Origin of the sequence: Geodermatophilus dictyosporus, assembly GCF_900115505.1 — a bacterium.
Taxonomy (GTDB): Bacteria; Actinomycetota; Actinomycetes; order Mycobacteriales; family Geodermatophilaceae; genus Geodermatophilus; species Geodermatophilus dictyosporus.
Map to the genome: position 1 here is coordinate 706,286 of NZ_FOWQ01000002.1, position 25,632 is coordinate 731,917.

Annotated in this window: 20 protein-coding genes; 13 read left to right on the top strand and 7 right to left on the bottom strand. The window is 74.9% G+C overall.

Going from position 1 to position 25,632, the window contains the following annotated elements:
• Window positions 1-11 precede the first annotated feature (11 nt).
• Window positions 12-3,983, bottom strand: a complete 3,972-nt coding sequence (hrpA, locus tag BMZ33_RS07050) for an ATP-dependent RNA helicase HrpA (protein WP_091108796.1) — start codon at window positions 3,981-3,983, stop codon at window positions 12-14.
• A 272-nt stretch (window positions 3,984-4,255) separates the two neighbouring features.
• On the opposite strand from hrpA, the gene BMZ33_RS07055 reads away from it, so the two are divergent.
• Together BMZ33_RS07055 and BMZ33_RS07060 are read left to right on the top strand one after the other, a co-directional pair.
• Complete coding sequence (locus BMZ33_RS07055; RefSeq protein WP_091108797.1) at window positions 4,256-4,783, top strand: MarR family winged helix-turn-helix transcriptional regulator; 528 nt, start codon at window positions 4,256-4,258, stop codon at window positions 4,781-4,783.
• Window positions 4,780-6,660, top strand: coding sequence for an MDR family MFS transporter (locus tag BMZ33_RS07060; protein ID WP_091108798.1), 1,881 nt, complete (start codon window positions 4,780-4,782; stop codon window positions 6,658-6,660). The genes BMZ33_RS07055 and BMZ33_RS07060 overlap by 4 nt, the downstream gene beginning before the upstream one ends.
• Before the next feature lie 85 nt (window positions 6,661-6,745).
• On the opposite strand, the gene BMZ33_RS07065 is transcribed toward BMZ33_RS07060, so the two are convergent.
• Window positions 6,746-7,915 carry a zinc-dependent alcohol dehydrogenase gene (locus BMZ33_RS07065; RefSeq protein ID WP_091108799.1) on the bottom strand — a complete coding sequence of 390 codons (1,170 nt, stop codon included), beginning with the start codon at window positions 7,913-7,915 and terminating at the stop codon, window positions 6,746-6,748.
• Window positions 7,912-8,388, bottom strand: coding sequence for a hypothetical protein (locus BMZ33_RS07070; protein WP_091108800.1), 477 nt, complete (start codon window positions 8,386-8,388; stop codon window positions 7,912-7,914). The genes BMZ33_RS07065 and BMZ33_RS07070 overlap by 4 nt, the downstream gene beginning before the upstream one ends.
• A gap of 150 nt (window positions 8,389-8,538) precedes the next feature.
• Between BMZ33_RS07070 and BMZ33_RS07075 the strand changes: the two genes are divergently transcribed.
• Window positions 8,539-10,329 carry an acyl-CoA dehydrogenase gene (locus BMZ33_RS07075; RefSeq protein WP_091108801.1) on the top strand — a complete coding sequence of 597 codons (1,791 nt, stop codon included), beginning with the start codon at window positions 8,539-8,541 and terminating at the stop codon, window positions 10,327-10,329.
• Between the two features lie 98 nt (window positions 10,330-10,427).
• Here the strand turns inward: BMZ33_RS07075 and BMZ33_RS23155 are convergent, their stop codons facing one another.
• On the bottom strand, window positions 10,428-10,595 hold the full coding sequence (locus tag BMZ33_RS23155) for a hypothetical protein (protein WP_169063999.1): 168 nt from the start codon (window positions 10,593-10,595) through the stop codon (window positions 10,428-10,430).
• A 204-nt stretch (window positions 10,596-10,799) separates the two neighbouring features.
• Here BMZ33_RS23155 and BMZ33_RS07080 point away from each other — a divergent pair, with 204 nt between their 5' ends.
• Entirely contained in the window at window positions 10,800-12,317 is a 1,518-nt protein-coding gene (locus tag BMZ33_RS07080) for an MFS transporter (protein ID WP_169064000.1), read from the top strand.
• Between the two features lie 101 nt (window positions 12,318-12,418).
• Window positions 12,419-13,459, top strand: a complete 1,041-nt coding sequence (locus BMZ33_RS07085; RefSeq protein WP_091108802.1) for a YihY/virulence factor BrkB family protein — start codon at window positions 12,419-12,421, stop codon at window positions 13,457-13,459.
• Between the two features lie 60 nt (window positions 13,460-13,519).
• On the opposite strand, the gene BMZ33_RS07090 is transcribed toward BMZ33_RS07085, so the two are convergent.
• Window positions 13,520-14,224 carry a hemerythrin domain-containing protein gene (locus BMZ33_RS07090; RefSeq protein ID WP_091108803.1) on the bottom strand — a complete coding sequence of 235 codons (705 nt, stop codon included), beginning with the start codon at window positions 14,222-14,224 and terminating at the stop codon, window positions 13,520-13,522.
• A gap of 169 nt (window positions 14,225-14,393) precedes the next feature.
• On the opposite strand from BMZ33_RS07090, the gene BMZ33_RS07095 reads away from it, so the two are divergent.
• On the top strand, window positions 14,394-15,575 hold the full coding sequence (locus BMZ33_RS07095) for an acyl-CoA dehydrogenase family protein (RefSeq protein ID WP_091108804.1): 1,182 nt from the start codon (window positions 14,394-14,396) through the stop codon (window positions 15,573-15,575).
• Window positions 15,576-15,650: 75 nt separating this feature from the next.
• Here the strand turns inward: BMZ33_RS07095 and BMZ33_RS07100 are convergent, their stop codons facing one another.
• Complete coding sequence (locus BMZ33_RS07100; RefSeq protein ID WP_169064001.1) at window positions 15,651-16,574, bottom strand: ABC transporter substrate-binding protein; 924 nt, start codon at window positions 16,572-16,574, stop codon at window positions 15,651-15,653.
• A gap of 236 nt (window positions 16,575-16,810) precedes the next feature.
• Between BMZ33_RS07100 and BMZ33_RS07105 the strand changes: the two genes are divergently transcribed.
• The 7 genes from BMZ33_RS07105 (at window position 16,811) to phaZ (ending at window position 24,136) form a co-directional block, all read left to right on the top strand.
• Window positions 16,811-18,451, top strand: coding sequence for a phosphatase PAP2 family protein (locus BMZ33_RS07105; protein WP_169064002.1), 1,641 nt, complete (start codon window positions 16,811-16,813; stop codon window positions 18,449-18,451).
• Window positions 18,448-19,047, top strand: coding sequence for a hypothetical protein (locus BMZ33_RS07110; protein ID WP_091108806.1), 600 nt, complete (start codon window positions 18,448-18,450; stop codon window positions 19,045-19,047). The genes BMZ33_RS07105 and BMZ33_RS07110 overlap by 4 nt, the downstream gene beginning before the upstream one ends.
• A complete protein-coding gene (locus BMZ33_RS07115) occupies window positions 19,044-20,150 on the top strand; it encodes a lysylphosphatidylglycerol synthase transmembrane domain-containing protein (RefSeq protein WP_091108807.1) in 1,107 nt (368 codons plus the stop codon). Before BMZ33_RS07110 ends, BMZ33_RS07115 begins: the two co-directional genes overlap by 4 nt.
• Complete coding sequence (locus BMZ33_RS07120) at window positions 20,147-20,773, top strand: phosphatase PAP2 family protein (RefSeq protein ID WP_091108808.1); 627 nt, start codon at window positions 20,147-20,149, stop codon at window positions 20,771-20,773. The genes BMZ33_RS07115 and BMZ33_RS07120 overlap by 4 nt, the downstream gene beginning before the upstream one ends.
• A complete protein-coding gene (locus BMZ33_RS07125; RefSeq protein ID WP_091108932.1) occupies window positions 20,773-21,423 on the top strand; it encodes a phosphatase PAP2 family protein in 651 nt (216 codons plus the stop codon). Before BMZ33_RS07120 ends, BMZ33_RS07125 begins: the two co-directional genes overlap by 1 nt.
• A 102-nt stretch (window positions 21,424-21,525) precedes the next feature.
• Window positions 21,526-23,286, top strand: a complete 1,761-nt coding sequence (locus BMZ33_RS07130; protein ID WP_091108809.1) for a PHA/PHB synthase family protein — start codon at window positions 21,526-21,528, stop codon at window positions 23,284-23,286.
• Entirely contained in the window at window positions 23,270-24,136 is an 867-nt protein-coding gene (phaZ, locus tag BMZ33_RS07135; RefSeq protein ID WP_091108810.1) for a poly(3-hydroxyalkanoate) depolymerase, read from the top strand. Before BMZ33_RS07130 ends, phaZ begins: the two co-directional genes overlap by 17 nt.
• Here phaZ and BMZ33_RS07140 read toward each other — a convergent pair.
• The gene (locus BMZ33_RS07140; RefSeq protein ID WP_091108811.1) at window positions 24,133-25,527 is read right to left on the bottom strand and encodes a neutral zinc metallopeptidase; all 1,395 of its coding nucleotides are present in this window, start codon (window positions 25,525-25,527) and stop codon (window positions 24,133-24,135) included. The genes phaZ and BMZ33_RS07140 overlap by 4 nt on opposite strands.
• Between the last annotated feature and the right edge of the window lie 105 nt (window positions 25,528-25,632).

Genomic DNA, 25,632 nt, shown 5'->3' on the forward strand with positions numbered 1-25,632 from the left:
CGGCCGCCGCGCTAGGCCGTGAGCGCGTCGATGGCCTTGTAGACCCGCTGCTCCGACACCGGCCGCGGCGTGCCGACGGCCTGGGCGAACAGGCTGACCCGCAGCTCCTCGACCATCCAGCGCACCCGCACCACCGGGTCGTCGGGCGCGCCGGTCGAGGGCACCTCGCGCCGCAGCTGCTCGTACTCGGCGGTCACGGCCGCCACCTGCTGCGTCCACAGCGCGTCGCGCGCCGCGTTGGCCGGGAGCTTCTCCAGCCGGTGCGCCATCGCGCGCAGGTAGCGGACGAGGTCGGGCAGCCGTCGGCGCCCCGCGCCGGCCACGAACCCGCGGTGCAGCAGCCCGCCCATCTGCCGGCGCAGGTCGGCGACCGCCGCCTCGGGCACCCGCCGGCCCGGCGCGGCGCCGATCGCCACGGCGACCTCGCGGGCCTGGGTGAGCACCGCCTCGACCCGCCGCACGGTGTCCTGGGTGAGGGGCAGCAGCTGCTGGCGGGCCGTGGCCACGAGGCCGGTGAACGCGGCCTCGTCCCGCGGTGGCCCGCCGGCGGCCGCGATCAGCTCGTCGGCCGCGGCCTCGACGCAGTCGTCGACCAGCGCGGGGATCTCGCCGTCGGGGTTGAACTGCAGCGCGAGCCTGGTCCTCGGCGACAGGCCCTTCACCACCTTGCCCGTGGGTGAGCCGGCGACCAGCAGGAGCAGCCGGCGCGCACCCCGCCAGGTCAGCCGGGTGGCCTCGGCCTCGGTGGCCACCACCCGGACGCCGACCGTCGTGCCCTCGTCGACCAGCGCCGGGTACGCGGTGACGACGTGCCCGCCGCGGCGGACGTCGACGGTGCGCGGCAGGTCCCCGACGGACCAGGTGGTCAGCCCGGTGCGCTCGACGTCGGAGGCCGCCGCGGCCAGGCTCGCGCGGGCCTGCGGCGCCACCTCGGCGCGCAGCGCGGCCAGCTCCTTGCCCTGCGCCAGGGTGCGGTTGCGCTCGTCGACGACCCGGAAGGTCGCCCGCAGGTGGCCGGGCACCTGCTCGGGACGCCAGGCGTCCGGCGGGACGACGATCGCGGCGGCCCGGCGCAGCTCGCGCTCCAGCGCCGGCAGCAGCGGCTCGGTCGGCGCGATGCGGGGCAGCACCTCGCGCACCCGGTCGGGGATCGGCACCAGGGCGCGCCGCAGCTGCTTGGGCAGCGTCCGCAGCAGCGCGGTCACCAGCTCCGCGCGCAGACCGGGCACCGTGAAGGCCAGGGACTCGCCGGACGTCTGCTCGGCGACGGTGTCGAGCACCGCCAGCGGGACGTCGACGGTGACGCCGTCGGTCGGGGTGCCCGGCGCGAACGCGTAGGACAGCGGCAGGGTCAGGCCCTGCGTCAGCGGCACCTCGTCGGGGAAGTCCTCGACGCGCACCTGCCCGGCCGTCGCCGCGTTGGTGAGCATCTCGGGGGTGAACGTGAGCAGGTCGGGGGTCTCCCGACGGGCCTGCTTCCACCACCGGTCGAAGTGCCGGGTGGAGACGACGTCAGCCGGGACGCGCGCGTCGTAGAGCTCGAAGACCGTCTCGTCGTCGACGCGGATGTCGCGGCGACGGGCCCGCTCCTCGAGTTCCGCGACCCGCTCCAGCGCCCGCTGGTTGTCGGCCCAGAACCGGTGGTGCGTCGTCCACTCGCCCTGCACGAGGGCGTGCCGGATGAACAGCTCGCGGGAGACCACCGGGTCGATCGAGCCGTACTGCACCCGGCGGCCCACCACCAGCGGCAGTCCGTACAGGGTCACCCGCTCGGTGGCCACGACGGAGCCGCGCTTGGCGTCCCACCGCGGCTCGGAGTGCTCCCGCTTCACCAGGTGGCCGGCCAGCCGCTCGACGTCGTCGGGGTCGACGCGGGCCACCGTGCGGGCGAACAGCCGGCTGGTCTCCACCAGCTCGGCGGCCACGACCCACCGCGGCGGCTTCTTCGCCAGCGGGGTGCCGGGGGCGATGACGAACCGGGCACCGCGGGCACCCAGGTACTCCCGGCTGCCGCGTCGCCGCGACGCCTCCTTGCCGCCGCCGCCGCCCTTGGCGTCCTCGGCCTGCAGTCCCACCTGCGACAGCAGGCCGGACAGCAGGGCGGTGGTGATGCCGCGCTCGTCGGGCTCGGCGGCGGGCGGGGCGAGGGTCATGCCGAGCCGGCGGGCGGTGCCGCGCAGCTGGCCGTAGAGGTCCTGCCACTCGCGGATGCGCAGGTAGTGCAGGAACTCCCGCTTGATCGTGCGGCGGAAGGCGCTGCCCGACAGCGCCTCGGCCTGCTCGGCGAGGTACCGCCAGAGGTTGAGCAGGGTGAGGAAGTCGGAGTGCTCGTCGGCGAAGCGGGCGTGCGCCTGGTCGGCGGCCTGCTGGTGCTCGGCGGGCCGCTCGCGGGGGTCCTGGACGGTCAGCCCGGCGGCGATGACCAGGACCTCGTCGAGCACGCCCCGCCGGTCGGCCTCGACCACCATGCGGCCCAGCCGCGGGTCGAGCGGCAGCTGGGCGAGCGCGCGGCCGATCGGGGTGAGCCGGCTGCGCTCGTCGAACGCCCCGAGCTCCTCGAGCAGCGCCCGGCCGTCGGCGACGGCGCGGCGGTCCGGCGGGTCGATGAACGGGAAGTCCTCCACCGCGCCCAGGTCGAGGGCGGCCATCTGCAGCAGCACCGCGGCCAGGCCGGTGCGCAGGATCTCCGGGTCGGTGTACTCCGGGCGGCCGTCGAAGTCGTCCGCGGTGTAGAGCCGGATCGCGATGCCGTCGGCCACCCGCCCGCAGCGGCCCGAGCGCTGCCGCGCCGAGGCCTGGCTGATCGGCTCGATGGGCAGCCGCTGCACCTTGGTCCGGGCGCTGTAGCGGGAGATGCGGGCGGTCCCGGGGTCGACGACGTAGCGGATCCCGGGCACGGTCAGCGAGGTCTCGGCGACGTTGGTGGCGAGCACGACCCGCCGTCCGGTGTGCGGCTGGAAGACCCGGTGCTGGTCGGCGGCCGACAGCCGCGAGTATAGGGGCAGCACCTCGACGCCGGGGAAGCGCTCGGTGAGCGCGTCGGCGGTGTCGCGGATCTCCCGCTCGCCGGCCAGGAACACCAGTACGTCGCCGGGCCCCTCGGCGGCCAGCTCCTCGACCGCGTCGCCGATGGCGGTGACCTGGTCGCGGTCGGGGTCGGCTGCGCCGTCGCCCACCCGCCCGTCGGGGTCGACGACGGGCCGGTAGCGCACCTCCACCGGGTAGGTGCGGCCGCTGACCTCGACCACCGGGACGTCGGCGCCGTCGACACCGAAGTGCTTGGCGATCCGGTCGACGTCGATGGTGGCCGAGGTGATGACGACCTTGAGGTCGGGCCGCTGGGGCAGCAGCTGGGCGAGGTAACCCAGCAGGAAGTCGATGGTGAGGCTCCGCTCGTGCGCCTCGTCGACGATGATCGTGTCGTACTGGCGCAGCAGCCGGTCGTGCGCGATCTCCGCCAGCAGGACGCCGTCGGTCATCAGCTTGACCAGCGTCCCGTCGCCGACCTGGTCGGTGAAGCGGACCTTCCAGCCCACCGCGCCACCGAGCGGCGCGCCGAGCTCCTCGGCGATGCGCTCGGCCACCGTCCGCGCGGCGATCCGCCGCGGCTGGGTGTGCCCGATCCGGCCGCGCACCCCCCGGCCCAGCTCAAGGGCGATCTTGGGCAGCTGGGTGGTCTTGCCGGAGCCGGTCTCACCGGCGACGACCACCACCTGGTGCTCGCGCAGCGCCGCGGCGATGTCGTCGCGGCGGGCGCTCACCGGCAGCTGCTCGGGGTAGGTCACCGCGGGGACGGCGGCCCGCCGGCGGGCGACCCGCTCCTCGGCGGCGGCGACGTCGCCGGCGATCTCCTCCAGCGCGCGTTCGCGGGCCACCTCGTCGCGGGTGCGGCGCAGCCCCTCCAGCCGGCGGCCGAGCCGGTGCTCGTCCTCGAGGGTCAGCGCGGCCAGCCGGGACCGGAGGTCCGGGAGGGTGGCGGTCACGGTCGCGCTCGGCTTCCTCTCGCAGGTGGGGACGGCACGACGCCGTCGTCCTCAGGATCGCACCGGGGAGGCCGACGCCGTCCGGGCGCCCGGGCCACAGCGCACAACGCCGGCCGGGTGGGTCCTCTTCCCGGCATGCCGTGCCGCCGCCGGGGTACGGCACCCCCGAACCGTTGCAGACACCACATCCGTGCGCCTTGCACGTTGTTGCTTGTATCGCGCAACGGCTTGTACCGTGCACTCATCCCGTCCGCCGTCCTCCGGAGGCCCTCGTGTCCCCTGTCGCCGCGCCCGCGGCCGGCCCCTCCGCGACGCCGTCGGCCGACCGGGTCGCCGACGTCCGCGCGCTGTCGGACCACCTGCCCCGCTTCTTCCGGCTGGTGCAGGCGCTCAAGCAGGCCGCCGGGGTCGACGGCCGCGACCGCGCCGCCCTGGTGCTGCTCTTCCCGCTGGTGCGGGTCGGCCCGCTGCGGCAGAGCGCGCTGGCCGAGCTGGTCCACGCCGACCCCTCGACGGTCAGCCGGCACGTCGCCGCACTGGTCGAGCAGGGGCTGGTGCAGCGGGTCGCCGACGAGACCGACGGCCGCGCCACCCGCCTGCTGGTCACCGACGCCGGCCGGGCCGCCGCGGAGCGGCTGCGCGAGGAGCGCACGGCCCACCTCGCCGCCGTCACCGCCGGCTGGTCCGACGACGACCTCGCCGTCCTCACCGAGCTGTTCGGGCGCCTGCTCGACGACCTCACCGCGGCCCTGCCGGCCGACTCCCGCCCCGCCTTCCCCGCCCCCAGAGAGAAGCCATGACCCAGACCACCCGCACCACCGCGGCCGAGCGCCGGGAGACGCGCGCGGCCGCCGCCGCACCGGGCGAGGACGGCGCGTTCACCCACCGGCAGATCCTCACGATCATCGCCGGGCTGATGGTCGCGATGTTCCTGGCCGCTCTCGACCAGACCGTCGTCTCCACCGCGATCCGCACCATCGCCGACGACCTGCAGGGCTACGACCTGCAGGTGTGGGCGACCACGGCGTTCCTGATCACCTCGACGATCTCCACGCCGCTCTACGGCAAGCTCTCCGACATCTACGGCCGGCGGCCCTTCTACCTGTTCGCCATCGCCGTCTTCGTCGTCGGCTCGGTGCTCTGCGGCATCGCCGACTCGATGTACCAGCTCGCCGCCTACCGTGCCGTCCAGGGCATCGGCGCCGGCGGTCTCATGTCGCTGGCGCTGGCGATCATCGGCGACATCGTGCCGCCGCGGGAGCGCTCGCGGTACCAGGGCTACTTCATGGCCGTCTTCGGCACCTCGAGCGTGCTCGGCCCGGTCATCGGCGGCTTCTTCGCCGGCCAGACCTCCCTGTTCGGCGTCGACGGCTGGCGCTGGATCTTCTTCGTCAACGTGCCGCTCGGGATCCTCGCCTTCGCCGCCGTCTTCCGGGTGCTGCACCTGCCGCACGACCGCCAGGACCACCGCATCGACTGGCCCGGCGCCCTGGCCCTGATCACCTTCATCGTGCCGCTGCTGGTCGTCGCCGAGCAGGGCCGCCTCTGGGGCTGGACGTCGACCCGCGCCCTGATCTGCTACGCGATCGGCGCCGTCGGCCTCGTCCTCTTCCTGCTGGCCGAGCGGGCCTACGGCGACGAGGCGCTGCTGCCGCTGCGGCTGTTCCGCAACCGCAGCTTCACCATCGCCAGCCTCGGCAGCGTGGTGGTGGGCGCGGCCATGTTCGGCGGCCTGCTGCTGCTCCCCCAGTACCTGCAGATCGTGCACGGCTCCAGCGCCACCGTCGCCGGCCTGCAGATGATCCCCCTCGTCCTCGGGATCATGATCGGCGCGATGAGCTCGGGCATCACCATCTCCAGGACCGGCAGGTACAAGGTGTTCCCGCTGGCCGGCACCACGCTCATCACCGCTGCGCTGCTGTCGCTCTCGTTCGTCGTGGGCGCCGAGACGTCGATCTGGGTCCTCGTGCCGTTCATGGTCCTGCTGGGCGTGGGGCTGGGCTTCAACTTCCAGCCGGCCGTCCTCGCGGTGCAGAACGCCGTGCCGCCGAGCCAGATGGGCGTGGCCACCTCCTCGGTCACGTTCTTCCGCCAGATGGGCGCGACGGTCGGCACCGCCGCCTTCCTCTCCGTGCTGTTCAGCCGCCTCCCGGTGGAGATCGAGGGCTCGCTGACCTCGGCCGCGGCGACCGACCCGCGGGTGGCCGAGGCACTGCAGAGCGGTCAGCTGCAGGCGGGGTCCGACCTCTCGGACACCTCGTTCATCCAGGACCTGCCCGCGTTCCTGGGGCTGCCGTTCAAGGTGGGCTTCGCGAACACGATGGACCTGGTCTTCCTCATCGCGGCCTGCGTGGCCGCGGTCGGGTTCCTCGTGTTCCTGTTCCTGCCGCAGCTGGCCCTGAGCGACAAGTCCGGCATCCAGGCGCGTCAGGCGGCCGCCCAGACGGCCGGCGACCCGGAGGCCGAGGACGCCGGCGAGACGGCGGCGCAGGCGGCGGGCGCGGCGGCCCCGACGTCGACCGCGCCGCCCGCCGGACGCCCGGGGGACGTGCACGCGGACACCGGGCACCGGCGGCGGCACCCGGGCCGGCACGAGGCCGCCGGCAGGGCGTCGACCGGCCTGGCGTCCATCCCCGCCGACCACCTGGACGACGGCGCCGCCCGCCCGCGCGGCTGAGCACCGCACCACGACGGAGGTCCCTCCCCGCACCCCGCGGGGAGGGACCTCCGTCGTCCTGGGCCGGGCCGGCAGGCCGACCGTGTCAGGGCAGGAAGACCGCCCGCACGCAGCCGTCCTCCTTGCTCTTGAACAGCTCGTAGCCGCGTGCCGCGTCCTCCAGCGGCATCACGTGCGTGGCCAGGTGCTCGGTGGTCAGCTCGCCGCGGGCCATGTGCTCGAGGATCCGCGGCGTGTAGCGCTGGCCGTGAACCTGCGCGCCCCGCAGGGTGAGCCCCTTGTTCATCGCCGCACCGAGCGGGAACTTGTCCACCGGCCCCGCGAAGACGCCCAGCACGAAGACGCTGCCGCCCTTGCGGCAGGCCAGGATCGCCTCCCGGACAGCCGAGGGCCGGTCGGTCTGCAGCCGCAGCTGCTGCTTGACCTGGTCGTACACCCCGTGGACGCCGGGGCTGTGCGCCTCCATGCCCACGGCCTCGATGCAGACGTCGGGCCCGCGTCCGCCGGTGCGCTCGCGCAGCTCGGCCATGACGTCGGTGGTCGAGTAGTCGACCACCTCGGCACCCACGTGCCGCCGGACCTGCGCGAGCCGCTCGGGCAGCCGGTCGATGACGACCACCTGCTCGGCGCCCAGCAGCATCGCCGCCCGCGCCGCCATCTGCCCGACGCCGCCGGCGCCCCAGACGGCCACGGTGTCCCCCGGCTTCGTCCCCGCCAGGTCGGCGCCCATCCAGCCGGTGGAGACGGCGTCGGAGGCGAACAGCGCCCGGTCGTCGCTCACCTCCTCGGGCACGACGAAGGTGCCGACGTCGGCGTAGGGCACCCGGACGTACTCCGCGTGCGAACCGGCGAAGCCGCCCACCGCGTGCGAGTAGCCGAAGCACCCGCCGGGACTCTGGCCCCACAGCCCCTCGGTGATGCCCGGGTTCGGGTTGCCGTTGTCGCACAGCGAGTACAGCTCCTGGCGGCAGTACCAGCAGGTGCCGCAGGCGATGAAGGAGTTGACGACGACGCGGTCGCCCACGCGCCGGTCGCGCACCTCCGCGCCGACCTCGACGACCTCGCCCATGAACTCGTGCCCGATGACGTCGCCGGTCCGCATCGCCGGGATGTAGCCGCCGATCAGGTGCAGGTCCGAGCCGCAGGTCGTCGTCCGGGTCACCTTCAGGACGACGTCGCGGTCGTTGAGGATCGTCGGGTCGGGCACGGTCTCCACGCCGACCTCGTTGACGCCCTGCCAGGTCACCGCCCTCACAGCACGCCCTCCCTCGGCGCCGCCTTCGCGGCCCCCTCCAGCGCGGCGCCCTGCGGCGTGGCCGCGCGACGACCGTGCGGCTGCGGGTCGACCCGCAGCACCTCGCCGACCTCCAGCAGCGCCTTGGCCTCGCGCAGCGCCGCGCGCAGGTCGCCGATCTCCTCCGGGCCGGGCGTGTGGCGGTATCGGGCGGCCAGCTCGGTACCGCGGTCACCGGGTGCCGGCGTCACCCGCACCTCGATGCGGTCGCCGAGCGCGGCCAGCGGGGTGGGCAGCCCGGCCGCCGGGTCGACGTCGGCCGGGTCGCGCAGCACGGTCACCGCCCGCCAGCGCCGGGCGGCGCGCTCGGGGTCGTCGGTGGCCGAGGCCTGGCCGACCCCGGGCAGCCGCACGTGCTGCAGCCGCTGCAGCAGCGCCGCGCCCGCCCCGCCGGCCAGGCCGGTCGCCCGGCCGATCACCTGCGTCAGGTCCATGGGTCCTCCCCTGGGGGCCGTCCGGCGCCCTCGGGTACCCGGCTACCCGGGACCCGCCGGTCCCCAACCGGACGGGGCCGTCCGCGGGCCTATCGTGGGCCGGTCGGGCAGCGCGCCCGCTCTCCCGCCGTCGTCGTCCGTGGAGGCCCCGTGTCCTCGCTGATCCTGTCCCGCCGCGACCTGGACTTCCTCCTGCACGAGTGGCTGGATGTCGAGACGCTGACCAAGCGGCCGCGCTACGCCGAGCACTCGCGCGAGACCTTCGACGCGGTGATGGACCTCGCCCAGCAGATCGCGACCGAGCACTTCGCGCCGCACAACCGGAAGGCCGACGAGAACGAGCCGCGGTTCGTCGACGGCCGGGTCGAGATGATCCCGGAGGTGGCGCGCGCACTGGACGTGTTCCGCGAGTCCGGGATCATGGCCGGCACCTTCGACGAGGAGTACGGCGGCATGCAGCTGCCGCAGACCGTCGGGCAGGCGGCGTTCGCCTGGTTCAAGGCGGCCAACGTCGGGACGTCGAGCTACCCGTTCCTGACCATGGGCAACGCCCGCCTGCTGCTGGCGCACGGCTCGCAGGAGCAGAAGGACACCTGGGTCCGGCCCATGCTCGAGGGCCGCTGGTTCGGCACGATGGCGCTGTCGGAGCCGCAGGCCGGGTCGTCGCTGGCCGACATCACCACCCGCGCCGAGCCGCAGGACGACGGCACGTACCGGCTCACCGGCAACAAGATGTGGATCTCGGCCGGCGACCACGAGCTGACCGAGAACATCGTCCACCTGGTCCTGGCCAAGATCCCCGGCGGGCCGCCCGGCGTGAAGGGCATCTCGCTGTTCGTCGTCCCGAAGGTCCTGGTGGGCGAGGACGGGTCGCTGGGCGAGCGCAACGACGTCGTGCTGGCCGGCCTGAACCACAAGATGGGTTACCGCGGGACGACGAACACGCTGCTCAACTTCGGCGAGGGCGTGCACACCCCGGGCGGCCGGGCCGGCGCCATGGGGTACCTGGTCGGCGAGCCGCACAAGGGGCTCTCCTACATGTTCCACATGATGAACGAGGCCCGGATCGGCGTCGGGATGGGCGCGACCGTCCTCGGCTACACCGGCTACCTGCACGCCCTGGAGTACGCGCGCACCCGCACGCAGGGCCGCCCCGCGACCAACCGGGACGCCTCCTCCCCGATGGTGCGGCTGGTCGACCACGCCGACGTCCGCCGCATGCTGCTGGCCGCCAAGAGCTACGCGCAGGGCGGGCTGGCCCTCGGCCTGTACTGCGCGCGGCTGGTCGACGAGGAGAGGACGGCGGAGACCCAGGAGGAGCGCGACCGCGCCCACCTGCTGCTCGACACCCTCACGCCGATCGCGAAGGCCTGGCCCTCGCAGTGGGGACCGGTCGCCGACGACCTGGCCATCCAGGTCCACGGCGGGTACGGCTACACCCGCGACTACCCGGTCGAGCAGTTCTACCGGGACAACCGGCTCAACCCGATCCACGAGGGCACCAACGGCATCCAGGCCCTCGACCTGCTCGGCCGCAAGGTGACGGTGCACGGCGGTGCCGGCCTGCGGCTGCTGACGGAGACCATCGCGGCGACGACGGCGCGCGCGGCCGGCACCCCGTTCGCCGACCTCGCCGCCGACGTCGACGCCGCCGCCACCCGGCTGACGTCGGTCACCGCGACGCTGTGGGGCACCGGCGACCCGGCGCTGGCCCTGGCCAACGCCAGCGCCTACCTCGACGCGGCCGGCCACACCGTCGTCGCGTGGCTGTGGCTGGAGCAGGCGCTGGCCACCCGCGACGAGACCAGCGACTTCCACGAGGGCAAGCGCGCGGCCGCTCGGTTCTTCCAGCGCTGGGAGCTGCCGAAGGTGCACACCTGGCTGGACCTGCTCGAGTCGCTGGACCGGACGGTGCTCGACACCCCGGAGGCCCACCTCTAGCGAGAGGCCGCCCACGACGCACCCGCGCCCCGCTGCTCCTGCGACAGGAGCGGCGGGGCGCGTCGGGTAGGGGTGGCTCAGGCGGAGCCGGAGGGGTCCTAGACGGCGCGGGCCCCCACGGGCTCGCCGGCGGAGGCACGCGTGGTCGAGGGGGCCGCAGCCCGCTGCTCGCGCTCGTAACGCGCCGTCGTCGAGGTGCCCATCGCGATGACCAGTCCGGTCAGGACCAGGAAACCGACGAGAGCGACAACAGGCCACAGCACCATCGCAGAACGTCCCCCTGCTCGTAATCCCCCGCTGTCGGGACCGAGTTCCCGCAGCACGTCGTCGGGAACTGTTGTCCCCCGCCGATCGCCCTCTCAATCGTCGTCTCGCACTGTTCACCTGATGGACGGGGTGAGAGCCCTCACTCCGCCGGGTCACCCGTGCCCGCCTCGGCCCGGGTCGTCGGCGCATGGTGTCATCGGGTCGTGTCCGCCGGTCCGCAGGCCGGGCGAGCCGGCGCCGTGTCGTCGCCCGCCCCGACGCGTCCTGCGCTGCTCGTCCTCGCCCTGTCACTGGGCGTGACCACGCTGTCGCTGCTGCAGAGCCTGGTCGTACCGGTGCTCGGGCCCATCGGCGAGCAGCTCGGCGTCTCCACGGCTGCCGCCGGGTGGGTGCTCACCGCGAACCTGCTGGCCGCCGCCGTCCTCACGCCGGTGCTCGGCCGCCTCGGCGACACCCACGGCGAGCGGCCGGTCATCCTCGGCATCCTGGCGGCGGTGGCGCTGGGCACCCTGCTGGCCGTCGTCACCCGGTCGCTGCCGCTGCTGCTGGTGGCCCGCGTGCTGCAGGGCGCGTCCTACGGCCTGTTCCCCCTGTCGATCAGCGTGCTGCGCCGGGAGCTGCCGCCCGGACGGCTGAGCGTGGCGATGTCGGTGGTGAGCAGCACGCTCGGCGTCGGTGGTGTGGTCGGCCTGGTCGCCGCCGGTCTGCTCACCGGTGACGGCGGCGACTACCGACGGCCGTTCTGGATCGGCCTGGGCGTGACCCTGGTGTCGCTGGTGCTGGCCGCCGTCCTGCTGCCCCGCCGTCCTGCGACGGCCACCGGGCGGGTCGACTGGGCCGGCGCCGCGGTGCTCGGCGTGGGGCTGGTGCTGCTGCTCCTGCCGGTCTCCCAGGGCAACGCCTGGGGCTGGACCTCGCCGGGCACGCTGGGCTGCGCCGCCGGCGCGGCCGTCGTCCTGACCGGCTGGGTGCTGCTGCAGCGGCGACGTGCCCAGCCGCTGGTGCGACCGGCGCTGCTCACCGACCCGCGCATGCTGGTGCCCAACCTGGCCGGGCTCACGACCGGCGTCGGGCTGTTCGTCTCCTTCCTCGTCGTCATGCAGTACGTGCAGACGCCGCCGGAGGCCGGCTACGGCTTCGGCGCCGGGGTGCTCGAGGCCGCGGTGGTCTACCTGCTGCCCGGGGGCGTGGTCGGCATCCTGCTGGCGCCGGTGGCCGGGACGATCGTCGACCGGCTCGGCGCGCTGCCGACCCTGCTCGCCGGGGCGGCCGCGGGCATCGCCGGCTTCGCCGTGTTCGCGGTGGCCCGCGCCGAGCCCTGGCTGGTCGTCACGGCCGGCCTGCTCGCCCAGGTGTGGGTGACGGTGGTCTACGCGGCACTGCCGACGCTGGTCGTGCAGGCCGTGCGGCGCAGCGAGACCGGGGTGGCCAACGCGGTCAACTCCATCGCCCGGGCGGTGGGCCAGGCGGTGGGCAGCACGCTGACCGTGGCGCTGCTGGGCGCCGCCGTGGACCCGGCCACGGGCTTCCCGCGCGCCTCGGCGTTCACCGCGGTGGCGCTGCTGGGCGCCGCGTCCGCCGTCGCGGTCGCGCTGGTCAGTGTCGTGGGGATGGTCCAGGCCCGGCGCCGCGGCCCCGGCGAGCCCGACGGCGACGCCGCCGACGTCGAGCGCGCGACCGCCTGCGCCGGCGAGTGGTCGCCGGTCTCCGGCATCCGCTGACCCGGTCCGCGACGCGCCCGGGTGATCACCGGAGCGCATGGAACGGCACCGTCCGGGGCACCACAGGCCCGATCGAACCCGCCCAGTCCCGGAGGACGACGATGGCCCGCCCCACTGGCTCCCGTGCCGCGAGCGAGAAGGCGCAGACACGGTTCACCGGCAACACCACCGGAGACCCGGCGCCGCACGACGACAAGGTCAACTCGACCCGGTTCGACAACGCCCCCCGGGGGACCGACACCAAGCCCACCTTCTTCGGCACGGTCAAGCGGACCGTGACGGAGTTCAGCGAGGACAACCTCACCGACTGGGCGGCGTCGCTCACCTACTACGGCGTCCTCGCGCTCTTCCCGGCGCTCATCGCGCTGACGTCCATCGTCGGGCTGCTCACCACGCCGCAGCAGCTCACCGAGGCGCTGACCACCGTCGTCCCGGCCAGCGCCGCGAGCACGCTGGGCCCGGTCATCGAGCAGGTCGCCGGCAGCCAGAGCACCGCCGGCTTCGGCCTGGTCCTCGGTCTGGTCGGCGCCGTCTGGTCGGCGTCGGGCTACGTGGGTGCCTTCACCCGCGCCTCGAACGTCGTCTACGAGACGCCCGAGGGCCGCAAGATCTGGAAGCTCAAGCCGCTGCAGCTGCTGGTCACCCTGATCGGCATCCTGTTCGCCGCCGTCATCGTGGCGATGCTGGTGCTCAGTGGCCCGGTGGTCGAGGCGATCGGCTCCGCGGTCAACGTGGGCCCGACCGCGCTGACCGTGTGGAACGTCGTCAAGTGGCCGGTGATCCTCGTGATCCTGGCGCTGATGATCGCCGTCCTCTACTACTCGACGCCGAACGTGAAGCTGCGCGGGTTCCGGTTCGTCAGCCCCGGCGCCGGCGTGGCGATCCTCGTCGCGGTCGTGGCCTCGGCCGCCTTCGCCTTCTACGTGGCCAACTTCGGCAGCTACAACAAGACCTACGGGGCACTGGCCGGCGTGGTCGTGTTCCTCATCTGGTTCTGGCTGATCAACCTGGCGCTCCTGTTCGGCATCGAGTTCGACGCCGAGAAGGAGCGGACCAAGGAGCTCAAGGACGGCATCCCGGGGGCCGACAAGGAGATCCAGCTCGACGCCCGCGCCGAGCCCAAGCCCCGCAACACGAACTAGCCGCACCGGACACCCGCCAGAGGCCCCCTCCCCGAGCGGGAGGGGGCCTCTGGCGTGTGGTCAGCGCGCGGTGGGCGGGCCGTCGCCGCGGCGGGCCGGCGGGGTGCGCTCCACCACGGCGGCCACCGCGGCCAGTCCCCGGCTGACCGTCCGGCCGGCCGAGGCCGCCGCCGGCACCCGCCGGACGACGGTGTCGACGAGGTCGCGGCTGCGGTCGAGCAGCGACAGCGGCAGGCCCGAGAGCACGTTGCCCGGGGGCCGGCGCGACACGGTCGGGTGGGGGCGGGTCGGCGCGACCCGGCGCACGAGCTCCCAGCGGCGACCGAGCCGGCGCAGCTCGGCGGGGTCGAGCCGCTCCTGCAGCCGCGGGAGCAGCAGGTCCTCCTCGTCGCGGACGTCCTCCTGCAGCACCTCGACCAGCCGGGCCAGCCGCGCCGGCCGCTCCGGGGAGTCGGGCCCGCCCTCCTCGAGGGCGGCGACGAGCTCGTTGACCTCCTGGTGCTCGGTCTCGATGCGCCGGGTCAGCGCGTCCCCGTCGGGCAGCACCCGGCGGATGACCGGCCACAGCACGGTCTCCTCGGCGAAGGCGTGGCTGAAGACGAGCCGGTCGATGCGGGTGAGCACGTCCTCCTGGGCGTGACCGGTGGTGCGGTCGAGCTCCTGCAGCAGGTGGTCGAGCTCCTCGTGGTCCTCGCGCTGGCGCACCAGGACGCTGCCGGGCCCGCCGAGCTCGTCCTCGGTCTGGTCGGCGATGGTTCGGGGCACGGGGCCCTCCTCGGAACTCGGACGGACGCAACCCCTGGTCCCTGCCCCCGGAGGGCGGTCGCCATGCCGCCGCGGGCGCCCGGTGTCGCGCGGCCCGGCCGGGTTGCGGCCGGGGTCCGCGGGTAGGGCGGGCGCACGGGACACCGCGGTCCCCTGCGAGGAGGCACCCATGGCCGACCGGCCCACCGTCACGTCGGACTTCTACGAGCTCGAGGCGCTGCTCGACGACCAGGACCGGGAGACGCTGCACCGCGTCCGCGCGTTCATGGACGAGGAGGTCGAGCCGATCATCAACCACTACTGGACGCGCGCGGAGTTCCCCCGCCAGCTCATCCCCCGCCTGGCCGAGCTGGGCATCGCCGGCGCCCAGTACTCCGGCTACGGCTGCCCGGGCCGCTCGTCGCTGTTCGACGGCATGGTGTCCATGGAGCTCGGCCGCGGCGACCCCTCGGTGGCCACCTTCATGGGCGTCCACGGCGGTCTGGCCATGGGCACCCTGCAGCTCTGTGCCTCCGACGAGCAGAAGGAGCGCTGGCTGCCGGCCATGGCCCGGATGCAGCTCATCGGCGCCTTCGGCCTGACCGAGCCCGAGCACGGCTCCGACGTCGCCCGCGGCATCCAGACCACCGCACGGCGGGACGGCGACGAGTGGGTCCTCGACGGGCAGAAGAAGTGGATCGGCAACGGCAGCTTCGCCGACCTGGTGATCATCTGGGCGCGGGACGTGGACACCGACCGGGTGCTCGGCTTCGTCGTCGAGACCCCGGCGCCCGGGTTCAGCGCGGTCGACCTCGAGGACAAGATCGCGCTGCGCGCGGTGCAGAACGCGCAGATCACCCTCGACGGCGTCCGGGTGCCCGAGGAGAACCGGCTGCAGAACGCGAACAGCTTCCGCGACACGGCCAACGTGCTGCGGGCGACGCGGGTGAGCGTGGCCTGGTCGGCGGTGGGCTGCTCCCGCGGCGCCTACGAGCACGCCCTGCGGTACGCGATGGGGCGCGACCAGTTCGGCCGCTCGATCACCTCCTTCCAGCTGGTGCAGGACCTGCTGTTCCGGATGCTCGGCAACATCACCGCCTCCGCCGCGCTCTGCGCCCGCGCCTCGCAGCTGCAGGACTGCGGGATGCTGCGCGACGAGCACGCCTCCATGGCCAAGGGCTACTCGACGATGCGCATGCGCGAGACGGTCGGCTGGGCCCGCGAGCTCATGGGCGGCAACGGCATCCTGCTGGAGAACCACGTGGGGCGGTTCGTGGCCGACGCCGAGGCCATCTACTCCTACGAGGGCACCCGCGAGGTCAACAGCCTGATCGTCGGCCGGGCGATCACCGGCACCAGCGCCATCGCGTGAAGGACCCCCTGCCCCCCACCACTCGCGCGCTCGTGGCGGGACCCTGCAGGGGGCCGGCTGACCGGAGGACCGCGTTCACCTCCCGTCCCACCAGCGGGCGGCGGCCTCGCGGGGCGTGTGCCCCTCGGCGACGGCCCGGTTGAGCGTGACCAGGTCGATGGTGGTCAGCTGCGCGCTGACCGCGTCCAGCGCACCGCGCAACCGCTCGCCGGCCTCGTCGGCCAGCGCCGTCCGCACGATCGGCACGACGTTCTCGCGGGGCTGCAGCGACCGGTCGTCGCGGAGCAGCAGCAGCGCGGTGTCGACGAGGTGGGGGTCGGTCGTCTCCAGCATCCCGACGTGGACCTGCCCGGTGAGCAGCGCCTCCACCGTGGCCGCGCGCGAGGGCATGCTGCGGACGCCGGCGAACTCCACGCCGTAGACCTCGCGCAGGCCGGGCAGGCAGAAGGGCCGCTGCACGCACTCCGGCGGACCGCCGAAGACCAGCCCGGGCGCCAGCGCGGCGAGGTCGGAGAGCGTGGTCATCCCGTGCTGCACGGCGAGGTCGGTCCGGACGACGAACCCGTTCTGGTCCTCGGCCGCGGCGGCGGCCAGCACGGTCATCCCCCGCGGCGCCAGCGCGGCCGCCAGCGCCTCCCGCAGCGGCACCGGGTCGTCGTGCACCGACCCCGCGCCGGGCTCGAGGAACTCCGAGGCGGTCCCGAGGTAATCGACGACGACGTCGACGACGCCCTGCTCGAGCGCCGGCAGCACCACCTCCCGGGTGCCGATGCCGTGCTGCACGGTCACCCCGAACCCGGCCCGGCGCAGCGCCTCGGCGTAGACCTCGGCGAGTGCCTGGTTCTCCGGGAAGTCGTAGGAGGCGACGCGGACGGCGTCCTCCCCCGCGGGCGCGGGCTCCGCGGACGGCCCGCCGCAGCCGCACAGCACCGCCACCGCCACCGCCACCGCCAGCAGGATGGCGAGCAGCGGGCGGGCGAGCGGGCGGCGACGGGTCACGGACCCTCCCGGGGTGGGGCAGCGCCACGCTAGCCCCGCGCGGGACCAAGGTCGATGGTCACGGGCGCGCATCGGGGGCAGCATCGGCCGGCATGGCGGCCACCACACGGGCCCCCGCGACGCCACCGGGGACGGCACCGGGGACGGCACCGGCGGCGGCACCGGCGACGGCACCCGCGCCCCGGGCACCCGCGGGAGAAGCGGTCCGGCGTCCGGGCCCCCCGCCGGTGCAGCGCGTGCACCGCCGCCGCCGGCCCTCCGGCGAGCCGCCACCGCTGCCGCGCCACCTCAACGCCTCGGGCAAGTGGTGGCTGGGCCTCAGCGGCGCCGTCCTGGCCAGCTGGGTCGTCGTGGTCGCCACCGGCAGCGTGGCCGTCTTCGACCTCGTCGACACCCGCGTCCTGCAGGCCCTCGCCGCGGTCCGCTCGCCCACCCTGACCGACGTCGCCGAGGTGGCCGGGGTGCTCGCCACCGGTCCGGCGATCCACGCGCTGTGGCTGGCCAACCTCGCCGTCCTGGCGGTGTTCCGGCGCTGGCGGCACCTGTTCGTGTGGATCGGCGTCGGCCTGCTGGTGATCAACACCGCGGCCACGCTCGCCGCGACGCTGCAGCGCCCGCGGCCCTACGAGGTCGAGCTGCTGGGCCCCTGGTCGGGGTTCTCCATGCCCTCGGTGCCGGTGACCGTGCTGGCCACCTTCCTGGTCAGCACCCTCTACTCGCTGGTGCCCGCGGGCCGCCGGCGCGACACGGGCAAGTGGGTGGTGTGCGGGCTGCTGCTGGTGACCGCCGCCTCCCGGCTCTACCTCGCCCAGGACCACCCGACCGACGTCCTCGCCGGCGTGGTGCTCGGCGTCGCGGCGCCGCTGGCCGCCTTCCGGCTGCTCACGCCCAACGAGGTCTACCCCGTCGTCTACCGCCGGGGCAGCCCGGCACACCTCGACGTCTCCGGGGCCCGGGGCGAGGCGATCGTCCGGGCCCTGCAGGACCAGCTCGGCCTGGTGGCCACCGCGGTGACGCCCTTCGGCCTGGCCGGGTCGGGCGGCTCCACCCCGCTGCGGATCACCGTCAAGGCCGACGACGCGGTGGAGGAGGACGAGAGCTGCGTCTTCGGCAAGCTCTACGCCGCCACGCACGTGCGCTCCGACCGCTGGTTCAAGCTGGGCCGCACGCTGCTCTACGGCCGGCTGGAGGACGAGAAGCCGTACCACAGCGTGCGCCGGCTGGTGCAGTACGAGGACTACGTGCTGCGCCTGATGTCCGACGCCGGCCTGCCGGTGCCGCACCCGCTGGGCATCGTGGAGATCACCCCGGAGCGCGAGTACCTGCTGGTCGCGGAGTTCCTCGCCGGCGCCCGCGAGATCGGCGACCCGGAGACCGTCGTGGACGACGCGGTGATCGACCAGGGCCTGGCCGTCGTCCGGCGGATGTGGGAGGTCGGCATCGCCCACCGTGACATCAAGCCGGCCAACGTGATGGTGCGCGACGGGACGCTGTACCTCATCGACTCCGCCTTCGCCGAGGTGCGCCCCAGCCCGTGGCGGGAGGCCGTGGACCTGGCGAACACGATGCTGGTCCTGGCGCTGCGCACCGACCCCGCGCGGGTGTACGCCCGGGCGCGGCTGTTCTTCTCCGACGAGGAGATCGCCGAGGCGTTCGCGGCCACCCGCGGCCTGACCATGCCCTCGCAGCTGCGCCGGATGCTGCGGGCGCAGGGCCGCGACCTGCACGCGGAGTTCCTCCGGCTGCTGCCCTACCGGCTGCCGCCGGTGCGGATCCAGCGGTGGACCTGGCGCCGCGCCGGGCTGACCCTGGTCACCGGCCTGGCGCTGGCGCTGGCCGTGACCATCGCGGTCGACCTGCTGAGGTCCCCGCTGTGACCGGCGCCCGCCGCGCCGCCGCGGTGGCCGTCCTGGCCGCCGCCCCCCTGCTGACCGCGTGCGGGGGCGGCACGAGCGTCAGCGTCGAGGTGCCGGCCTGCGCGAGCGGGGACGAGGGCAGCGCGGCCAACGGCGTCGTCCTCATGGCGCAGGCGGTGCCGACGGCGACCTGGGTGCCGTGCGTCGAGAGCGTCCCGGTGGGCTGGACCTTCGCCGGCCTGGACGCCCGCTCCGGCTCGGCCCGGTTCTGGCTGGACTCCGACCGGGACGGGGTGCACGCCATCGAGGTGCGGCTGACCGCGGAGTGCGACACCGCCGGCGCCACGGAGATCCCCAGCGAGCGGGAGGACCTCCGCCGCTTCGAGCGGGTCACCCAGGTCAGCCCGCAGTACCTCGGCCGGCGCTACTACGTCTTCCCGGGCGGCTGCACCACGGTGGTGTTCACCCTCTCGGGGGAGAACCGAGGCGAGCCGCTGGCCCTGGCCACCCAGGGCCTCGGGGTGGTGAGCCGCGAGGACCTGGCCGCCCAGGTGCACACCGAGAGCGGGGGCCGGCTGCACCTGGACCCGCCCTCCGACGAGGGGGACCCGTCATGACCGCCGTCGCGCCGAAGGCACCTCCCGACCGGCCGCCGCGCACGACCCCGCTGTGGCGCCGGGTGCTCCCGCCGGTGCTCTCCCTCGCCCTGGTGGCCGCGGTCTTCGTGTGGTTCCTGCCCCGGTTCACCAGCCTCGCCGAGGTGTGGTCGGCGGTGCGCGGCCTGTCGTGGGCGGCGGTGGCCGCGCTCGCGGTCGCCGCCGTGTGGAACCTGGCCACCTACCAGTTCGTCATGGTCTCGACCATGCCCGGGCTGCGGCTGCGGGAGGCGACGGTCTCCACCCTCACCACGACCGCGGTGTCGAACACGGTGGTCGGCGGGGCGGCGCTCGCCCTCGGGCTGACCTACGGGATGAACTCCTCGTGGGGCTTCTCCCGGTCCCGGACGTCGGTGTCGCTGCTGCTGTCGGGGCTGTGGAACAACTTCGCCAAGCTGGGCCTGCCGGTGCTCGCCCTGGCCCTGCTCGCGCTGACGTCGTCCGCGCCGGGCGCGGGCCGGCTGGCCGCGGGGCTGGCCGGGGTGGGCGGGCTGGTCGCGGCGGTGGCCGTGCTGGCGCTGCTGCTGCGCAGCCGGGAGGGCGCCGCCCGCATCGGCACCGGCACCGGCCGGGTCGTCTCGGCGCTGCTGCGGCCGCTGGGCCGCCCACCGGTGCAGGGCTGGGACCGGGCGACGACGCGGTTCCGCGACCGCACCGTGGTGCTGCTGCGCGCCCGCTGGCACTGGCTGACCCTGGCCACCCTGGTCAGCCACCTGTCACTGTTCGCGGTCCTGCTGCTGGCGCTGCGCGCGGTGGGCGTGACCGCGGAGCAGGTCGGCGCGGTGGAGGCGCTGGCGGTCTTCGCCTTCGCCCGGCTGCTGACCGCCGTCCCCTTCACCCCGGGCGGGCTGGGCGTCGTCGAGCTGGCGCTGCTCACCGGGCTCTCGGCCTCCGGCGGCGACCGGCCGCTGGTGGCGGCCGCGGTCCTGCTCTTCCGGGGGCTGACCTACCTGCTGCCGATCCCCCTCGGCGTCGGCACGTACCTGTTCTGGCGGCACAACCGCTCGTGGCGGCGGGAGCCGAACTCCGCTCCGCGCACGGAGCTGGTGCCGGAGACGGCGTGAGCGGCCGCGCGGGCACCCGCCCGCGCCCGGTCGTGCGGCCGTGGGGCGCCGAGGCGGTGCTGGCCGGCTGCGGTGCCCTCGTGCTGGTGCTCGCGGCGCTCCCGGTCGAGCCGGCGCGGGTGCCCGCCACCGAGGCGGCCGTGTTCCGCGCGGTGAACGGCGTCGACGTGCTGCCGTTCGTGCTGGTCTGGCCGGTCATGCAGCTGGGCAACGTGCTGGTGGTGCCGGCGAGCGCGCTGGTCGCCGCCGCGCTGCGGCACTGGCGCCTGGCGGCGGGGCTGCTCCTGGCCGGCGTCGGCACCTACCTGGCCGCCAAGGGGATCAAGGACGTGGTGGTGCGCGGCCGCCCCGACGGGCTCCTGGACGGCGTGGTGGTCCGCGGCACCGCCGCCCGCGGGCGCGGCTTCCTCTCCGGGCACGCCGCCGTCGTGGTCACCGTGCTCACCGTGGCCTGGCCGTGGCTGCGGCGTCCCGCCCGCGTCGCCGGGGTGCTGCTGGCCGCCGCCGTGTGCCTGGCGCGGGTGCACGTGGCGGCGCACCTGCCGCTGGACGTGGTCGGCGGGGTGGGGCTCGGCCTGCTGGTCGGGGTGCTGGTGCGGCTCGCCGTCGGGCGGCCGGCCTGATGCTCGTCGACGCCCGCCGCGGCCTGCGGGTGAGCGCCGTCCTGCTCGGCGGTGCCGTCGGCATCGGCCTGCTGGTCGCCCTGCCGGCGACCCGACCGGCGGTGCAGGCGGTCGACGACGCGGTGTGGGAGTGGGCCGGCGCGGTGCGCAACGAGCCGGCGACGTGGGCCGCGGTCGCGCTGTCGTGGCTGGGCAGCGTCTGGGTGAACTGGCCGCTGCGGGCGCTGGCGGTGCTGCTGCTGGCCGGGCGGCGGCACTGGGCCCGCCTGCTCGCCTTCGTACTGGCGGTGGTCACCAGCGAGGCGGCGATCGGCCCGGTGAAGGCCGCGTTCGACCGGCCGCGGCCGCCGGGCGCGCTCATCGAGACCTCGGCGGCGGCCTTCCCGTCCGGGCACGCCATCGCCGGCGCGGTGACCGCGGTCGGGCTGGTGCTGGTGCTCGTGCCGCCGGGCCCGGCGCGCTGGCGCTGGGAGGTGCGGGCCGTGGTCTTCGCCGCGGTCATGGCGCTGTCGCGGGTCTACCTGCGCGCGCACTGGCTGTCGGACACCGTGGCCGGCGCGCTGCTCGGCGCGGGCCTGGCGCTGGGCTGGCCGGCGGTGGTGACGGCGCTGCGCGACCGCCGTGGGCGGGCGGCCCGCCCCTCCCCCTGAGGACGGCGGCTCCCGGACGCGGGCCCGGCCGTCCCCCTGCCGGGTCCGGGGACCTGTGCTTGAGTTGCTCAGGTCAGGCATCCGTCCCCGAGGAGTCCCGGGATGACCACCACCGCCAGCCGTCCGACGCCGGACCAGCCGAACAGCCGGCCCTCCGCCGTCGCCGGGTCGACCGACGAGGCCACCGAGCAGGCCGGCGACGCCGTCCTCGGCCTGGACATGGTCCTCGTCGACGCCGCCCGCGGCCCACTGCGCCGGATGGTGCCCCCGGCCCGCACCCTCGCCCACCTGGGCGGCGCGCTGGTCCGCCGGCCCCAGGCCGTCACCCGCCACGGCGGTGAGCTGGTCAGCGAGCTGGGCCGGATCGTGGCCGGCCGCTCGGAGATCGCGCCCTCGCCCAAGGACCGGCGCTTCTCCGACCGCGCCTGGAAGGACAACTGGCTCCTCCGGCGCACGATGCAGGCCCACATGGCCGCCGCCCAGGCCGCGGCGCGGCTGATCGACGACGTCGACCTCGACTGGCAGGACGACGAGCGGATCCGCTTCGCGCTGACCAACGTCGTCGACGCGCTCGCGCCCAGCAACGTGCCGTTCCTCAACCCGCTGGCCCTCAAGGCGGTCGTCGACACCGGCGGCCGCAACGCCGTCACGGGCGTGCGCCGGCTGGTGTCCGACCTGGCCTCGGCGCCGCGGGTGCCCTCGATGGTGGAGCCCGACGCCTTCACCGTGGGCGAGGACCTCGCCGTCACCCCGGGCGCGGTGGTGCTGCGGACGCCGGTGTTCGAGCTGCTGCAGTACCGGCCGACGACCGGGACCGTGCGCAGCGTCCCGCTGGTGATCGTGCCGCCGACGATCAACAAGTTCTACGTCACCGACCTGGCGCCGGGCCGCAGCATCGTCGAGCACTACGTCTCCGCCGGACACCAGGTCTTCATGATCAGCTGGCGCAACCCCGACGAGCGGCACGCCGACTGGGGCCTGGACGCCTACGGCCAGGCGGTGCTCGACGCCGCCGACGCCGCCCAGGAGATCACCGGCAGCGACCAGGTGGCCCTCCAGGGCTTCTGCTCCGGCGGGATCATCGCCGCCATGGTGCTGGCCCACCTGGCCGCCACCGGCCGGCTCGACCGGGTCGCGGCGGCCAGCTTCGCCGTCACCGTCCTGGACTGGGCCCGCGCCGGCACCATCGGCGCGCTCATGGACGAGGAGGCGGTCCGCGAGGCCACCGAGAAGTCGCGCAAGAAGGGCTACCTCGACGGCGCGATGCTGGCCGAGGTCTTCGCGTGGCTGCGGCCCAACGACCTGGTGTGGAACTACTGGGTCAACAACTACCTGCAGGGCAACCCGCCGCCGGCCTTCGACATCCTCTACTGGAACGCCGACACCACGCGGATGAGCGCCGGCCTGCACCGCGACTTCATCGAGCTCGCCGTCGGCAACCAGCTCAGCACGCCCGGGGCGGCCAGCATGCTCGGGACGCCGGTGGACCTCTCCACCGTCACCGTCGACACCTACGTCACCGCCGGCATCGCCGACCACCTGTGCCCGTGGCAGTCCTGCTACCGCACGACCCAGATGCTCGGCGGGCGCAGCCGGTTCGTGCTGTCCACCGCCGGGCACATCGCCTCGCTGGTCAACCCGCCCGCCAACCCGAAGGCGTCCTTCCAGGTGGCGCCGGAGACGCCGGAGGACCCGGAGCGCTGGCTGGCCTCGGCGCACAAGGAGAAGGGCTCGTGGTGGCCGGACTTCACCGACTGGCTGGCCGAGCGGGCCGGTGAGGAGAAGCCGGCACCGGAGGAGCTGGGCAGCGCCGCGCACCCGGTCCTGGGGGACGCGCCGGGGACGTATGTCTTCGACAAGTGACCCGGCGGGCGACCCGGCGGGCGATCGGACGCGGGCCGGCGCCGAGTCGGTCCGCTCGCTGACCGTCGGGGGCCGCACGCTGCGGGTGGCGGTGCGCCGAGGGGACGGGTCGGTCCCGCCGCTGCTGCTGATGAACGGCATCGGCGCCAGCCTCGAGGTGCTGCAGCCCTTCGTCGACGCCGTCCACCCGCGGCGGACGGTGATCCGCTTCGACGTCCCCGGCGTCGGCGGCTCCCCCAGGCCCGTCGTCCCCTACGTGCTCGCGACGCTGACTCCGGTGGTGGCCGGCCTGCTCCACGAGCTCGGCCACGACGAGCCGGTCGACGTGCTCGGCCTGTCCTGGGGCGGCGGGCTGGCGCAGCACTTCGCCGTGCAGCACCGCCGCCGCTGCCGCCGGCTGGTGCTGGCGGCCACCGGCACCGGCAGCCTGATGGTGCCCGCGCACCCGCGGGTGCTGGCCCACATGCTCACGCCGCGGCGGCACCGCGACCCCCGGTACGCCGAGGAGGTCGCCGCGATGCTCTACGGCGGCACGGTGCGCAGCGACCCGGGGATGGCCGCCCGCGTGCTGCACTCGGCCAGCCGGCTGGGCCCGCGGCGCGGCTACTACTACCAGCTGGCCGCGAGCGCGGGCTGGAGCAGCCTGCCGTTCCTGTCGCTGATCCGGCAGCCCACGCTGGTGGTCGCCGGTGACGACGACCCGATCATCCCGACGGTCAACGCGCGCATCCTGGCCCGCGGCATCCCGCGGGCCCGGCTGCACCTGCACCACGGCGGGCACCTGGCGCTGGTCACCGAGGCGCGGGAGCTCGCGCCGGTGGTCGAGGACTTCCTCGACGGGCCGGCCTAGAAGCCGCAGGCGGCCCCGCCGTCGACGAAGCCCCGCCGGAAGTCGTCGACCAGCTCGAAGCCCGACAGCCCCGGCACCGGGACGACGGTCTCCTCGGTGGCGTAGCGCAGCAGCACGACGGCGGCCTCGTCGACGTCGCCCGGGGACAGGGCGAGGTCCAGCCCGTCGACCGATCCCCGGTGCACCTCGCGGACCAGCCAGCCCGTGGCGCACACCGAGCCGGTCACGGCCGCGGCGTCGTCGACCGACAGGCCGCGCTGCTCGCGCACGGCCATCGCGTAGGGCAGCCCGAGCAGCGTGGGGACGGCGAAGTCCCCGACCTCGGCGTAGGCCGGCTCGAGCAGGTCGGCGCCGTCGTAGCGCACCGAGTCGTCCACCGGGCAGTACTGCAGGTCCAGCTCGCCCCCGCCGCCGCAGACCGTGCCGGTGCCGTCGGCGGCGCGCAGGTCGGGGGCGTCGAGCAGGCCGCCGAGCGGGTCGGTGCCGGGGAAGCCGCGGGTGAGCGCCTGGTCCCAGAACGCGGTGAGCAGGTCGCCGGTGCCCGCGACGACCGCCTCGTAGGACAGGTCGCCGCCGGTGGCCGCCTCGTCGCCGTCGAACTCCTCCTCGGTGAACAGCCGCGAGGAGTCGAAGGCCGCGCACGCCACCGGGCCGTCGGCGTAGCCCTCCTGGAACGCGGAGAGCTGGTCGAAGACCGAGCCGTGCGCGTCCTCGGCGTCGGGCGAGGAGCCCACCTCGTCGCCGAAGTACAGGTAGCCCAGCAGGTAGGGGTCGAGCTCCTTGGGGCGGACGGAGAAGTGCGCCGCGTTGCCCCGTACCACCCACCGCGTCCACGCGCCGGCGAAGCACTCGGCCTGCGTCTCGGCGACGATCGACGGGTCGTCGAGGCCGGCGTGCGCCTGGACGGCGTGGGCGATCTCGTGCGCCATGATCTCGGCGACCACGAACGGCCCGTAGTCCCCCGCCAGCTCCGCCATCCACGCGCGGTCGTAGACGACCAGGTCCTCGTCGGGGCAGTAGTAGGCGTTGTCGGCCAGGTCCTCGACGTCGTCGGGGAAGCACGGGCCGTCCGGCAGGTCGGCGGGGTCGGTCTCGTCGGGGTCGATGGACCAGAAGCCGCCGTCGACCGGGCCGAACCCGCCGCCGAACACCTCCGGGTAGGTGCGGTCCCAGTAGGTGAGGACGTCGGCGAGGGCGTTGCGCGCGATGCGGTCGGTCTCGTCGCCCGCCTCGGCCAGGTGGACGGTCAGGTCGGCGTCGGTGGCGTCGGTGGCGTCGGTGCGCAGGCCCCCGGGTGGTGGGCTGGCCACGCCGGCGACCACGGTGCTGCAGCCGGTGGCGGCCAGCGCCAGGGCGAGCAGCGCCGCGACGGCGGGGGGACGGACGCGCACGGTGCCCCCTCGGTTCGCGTGGACGGCCCGGTCGGCGTCCGGTTCGGAGGACCGGAGGCTGCCCCGGCGCCGCCCGCCCGGTCAACGGGGACGCGTCCGGCGGCC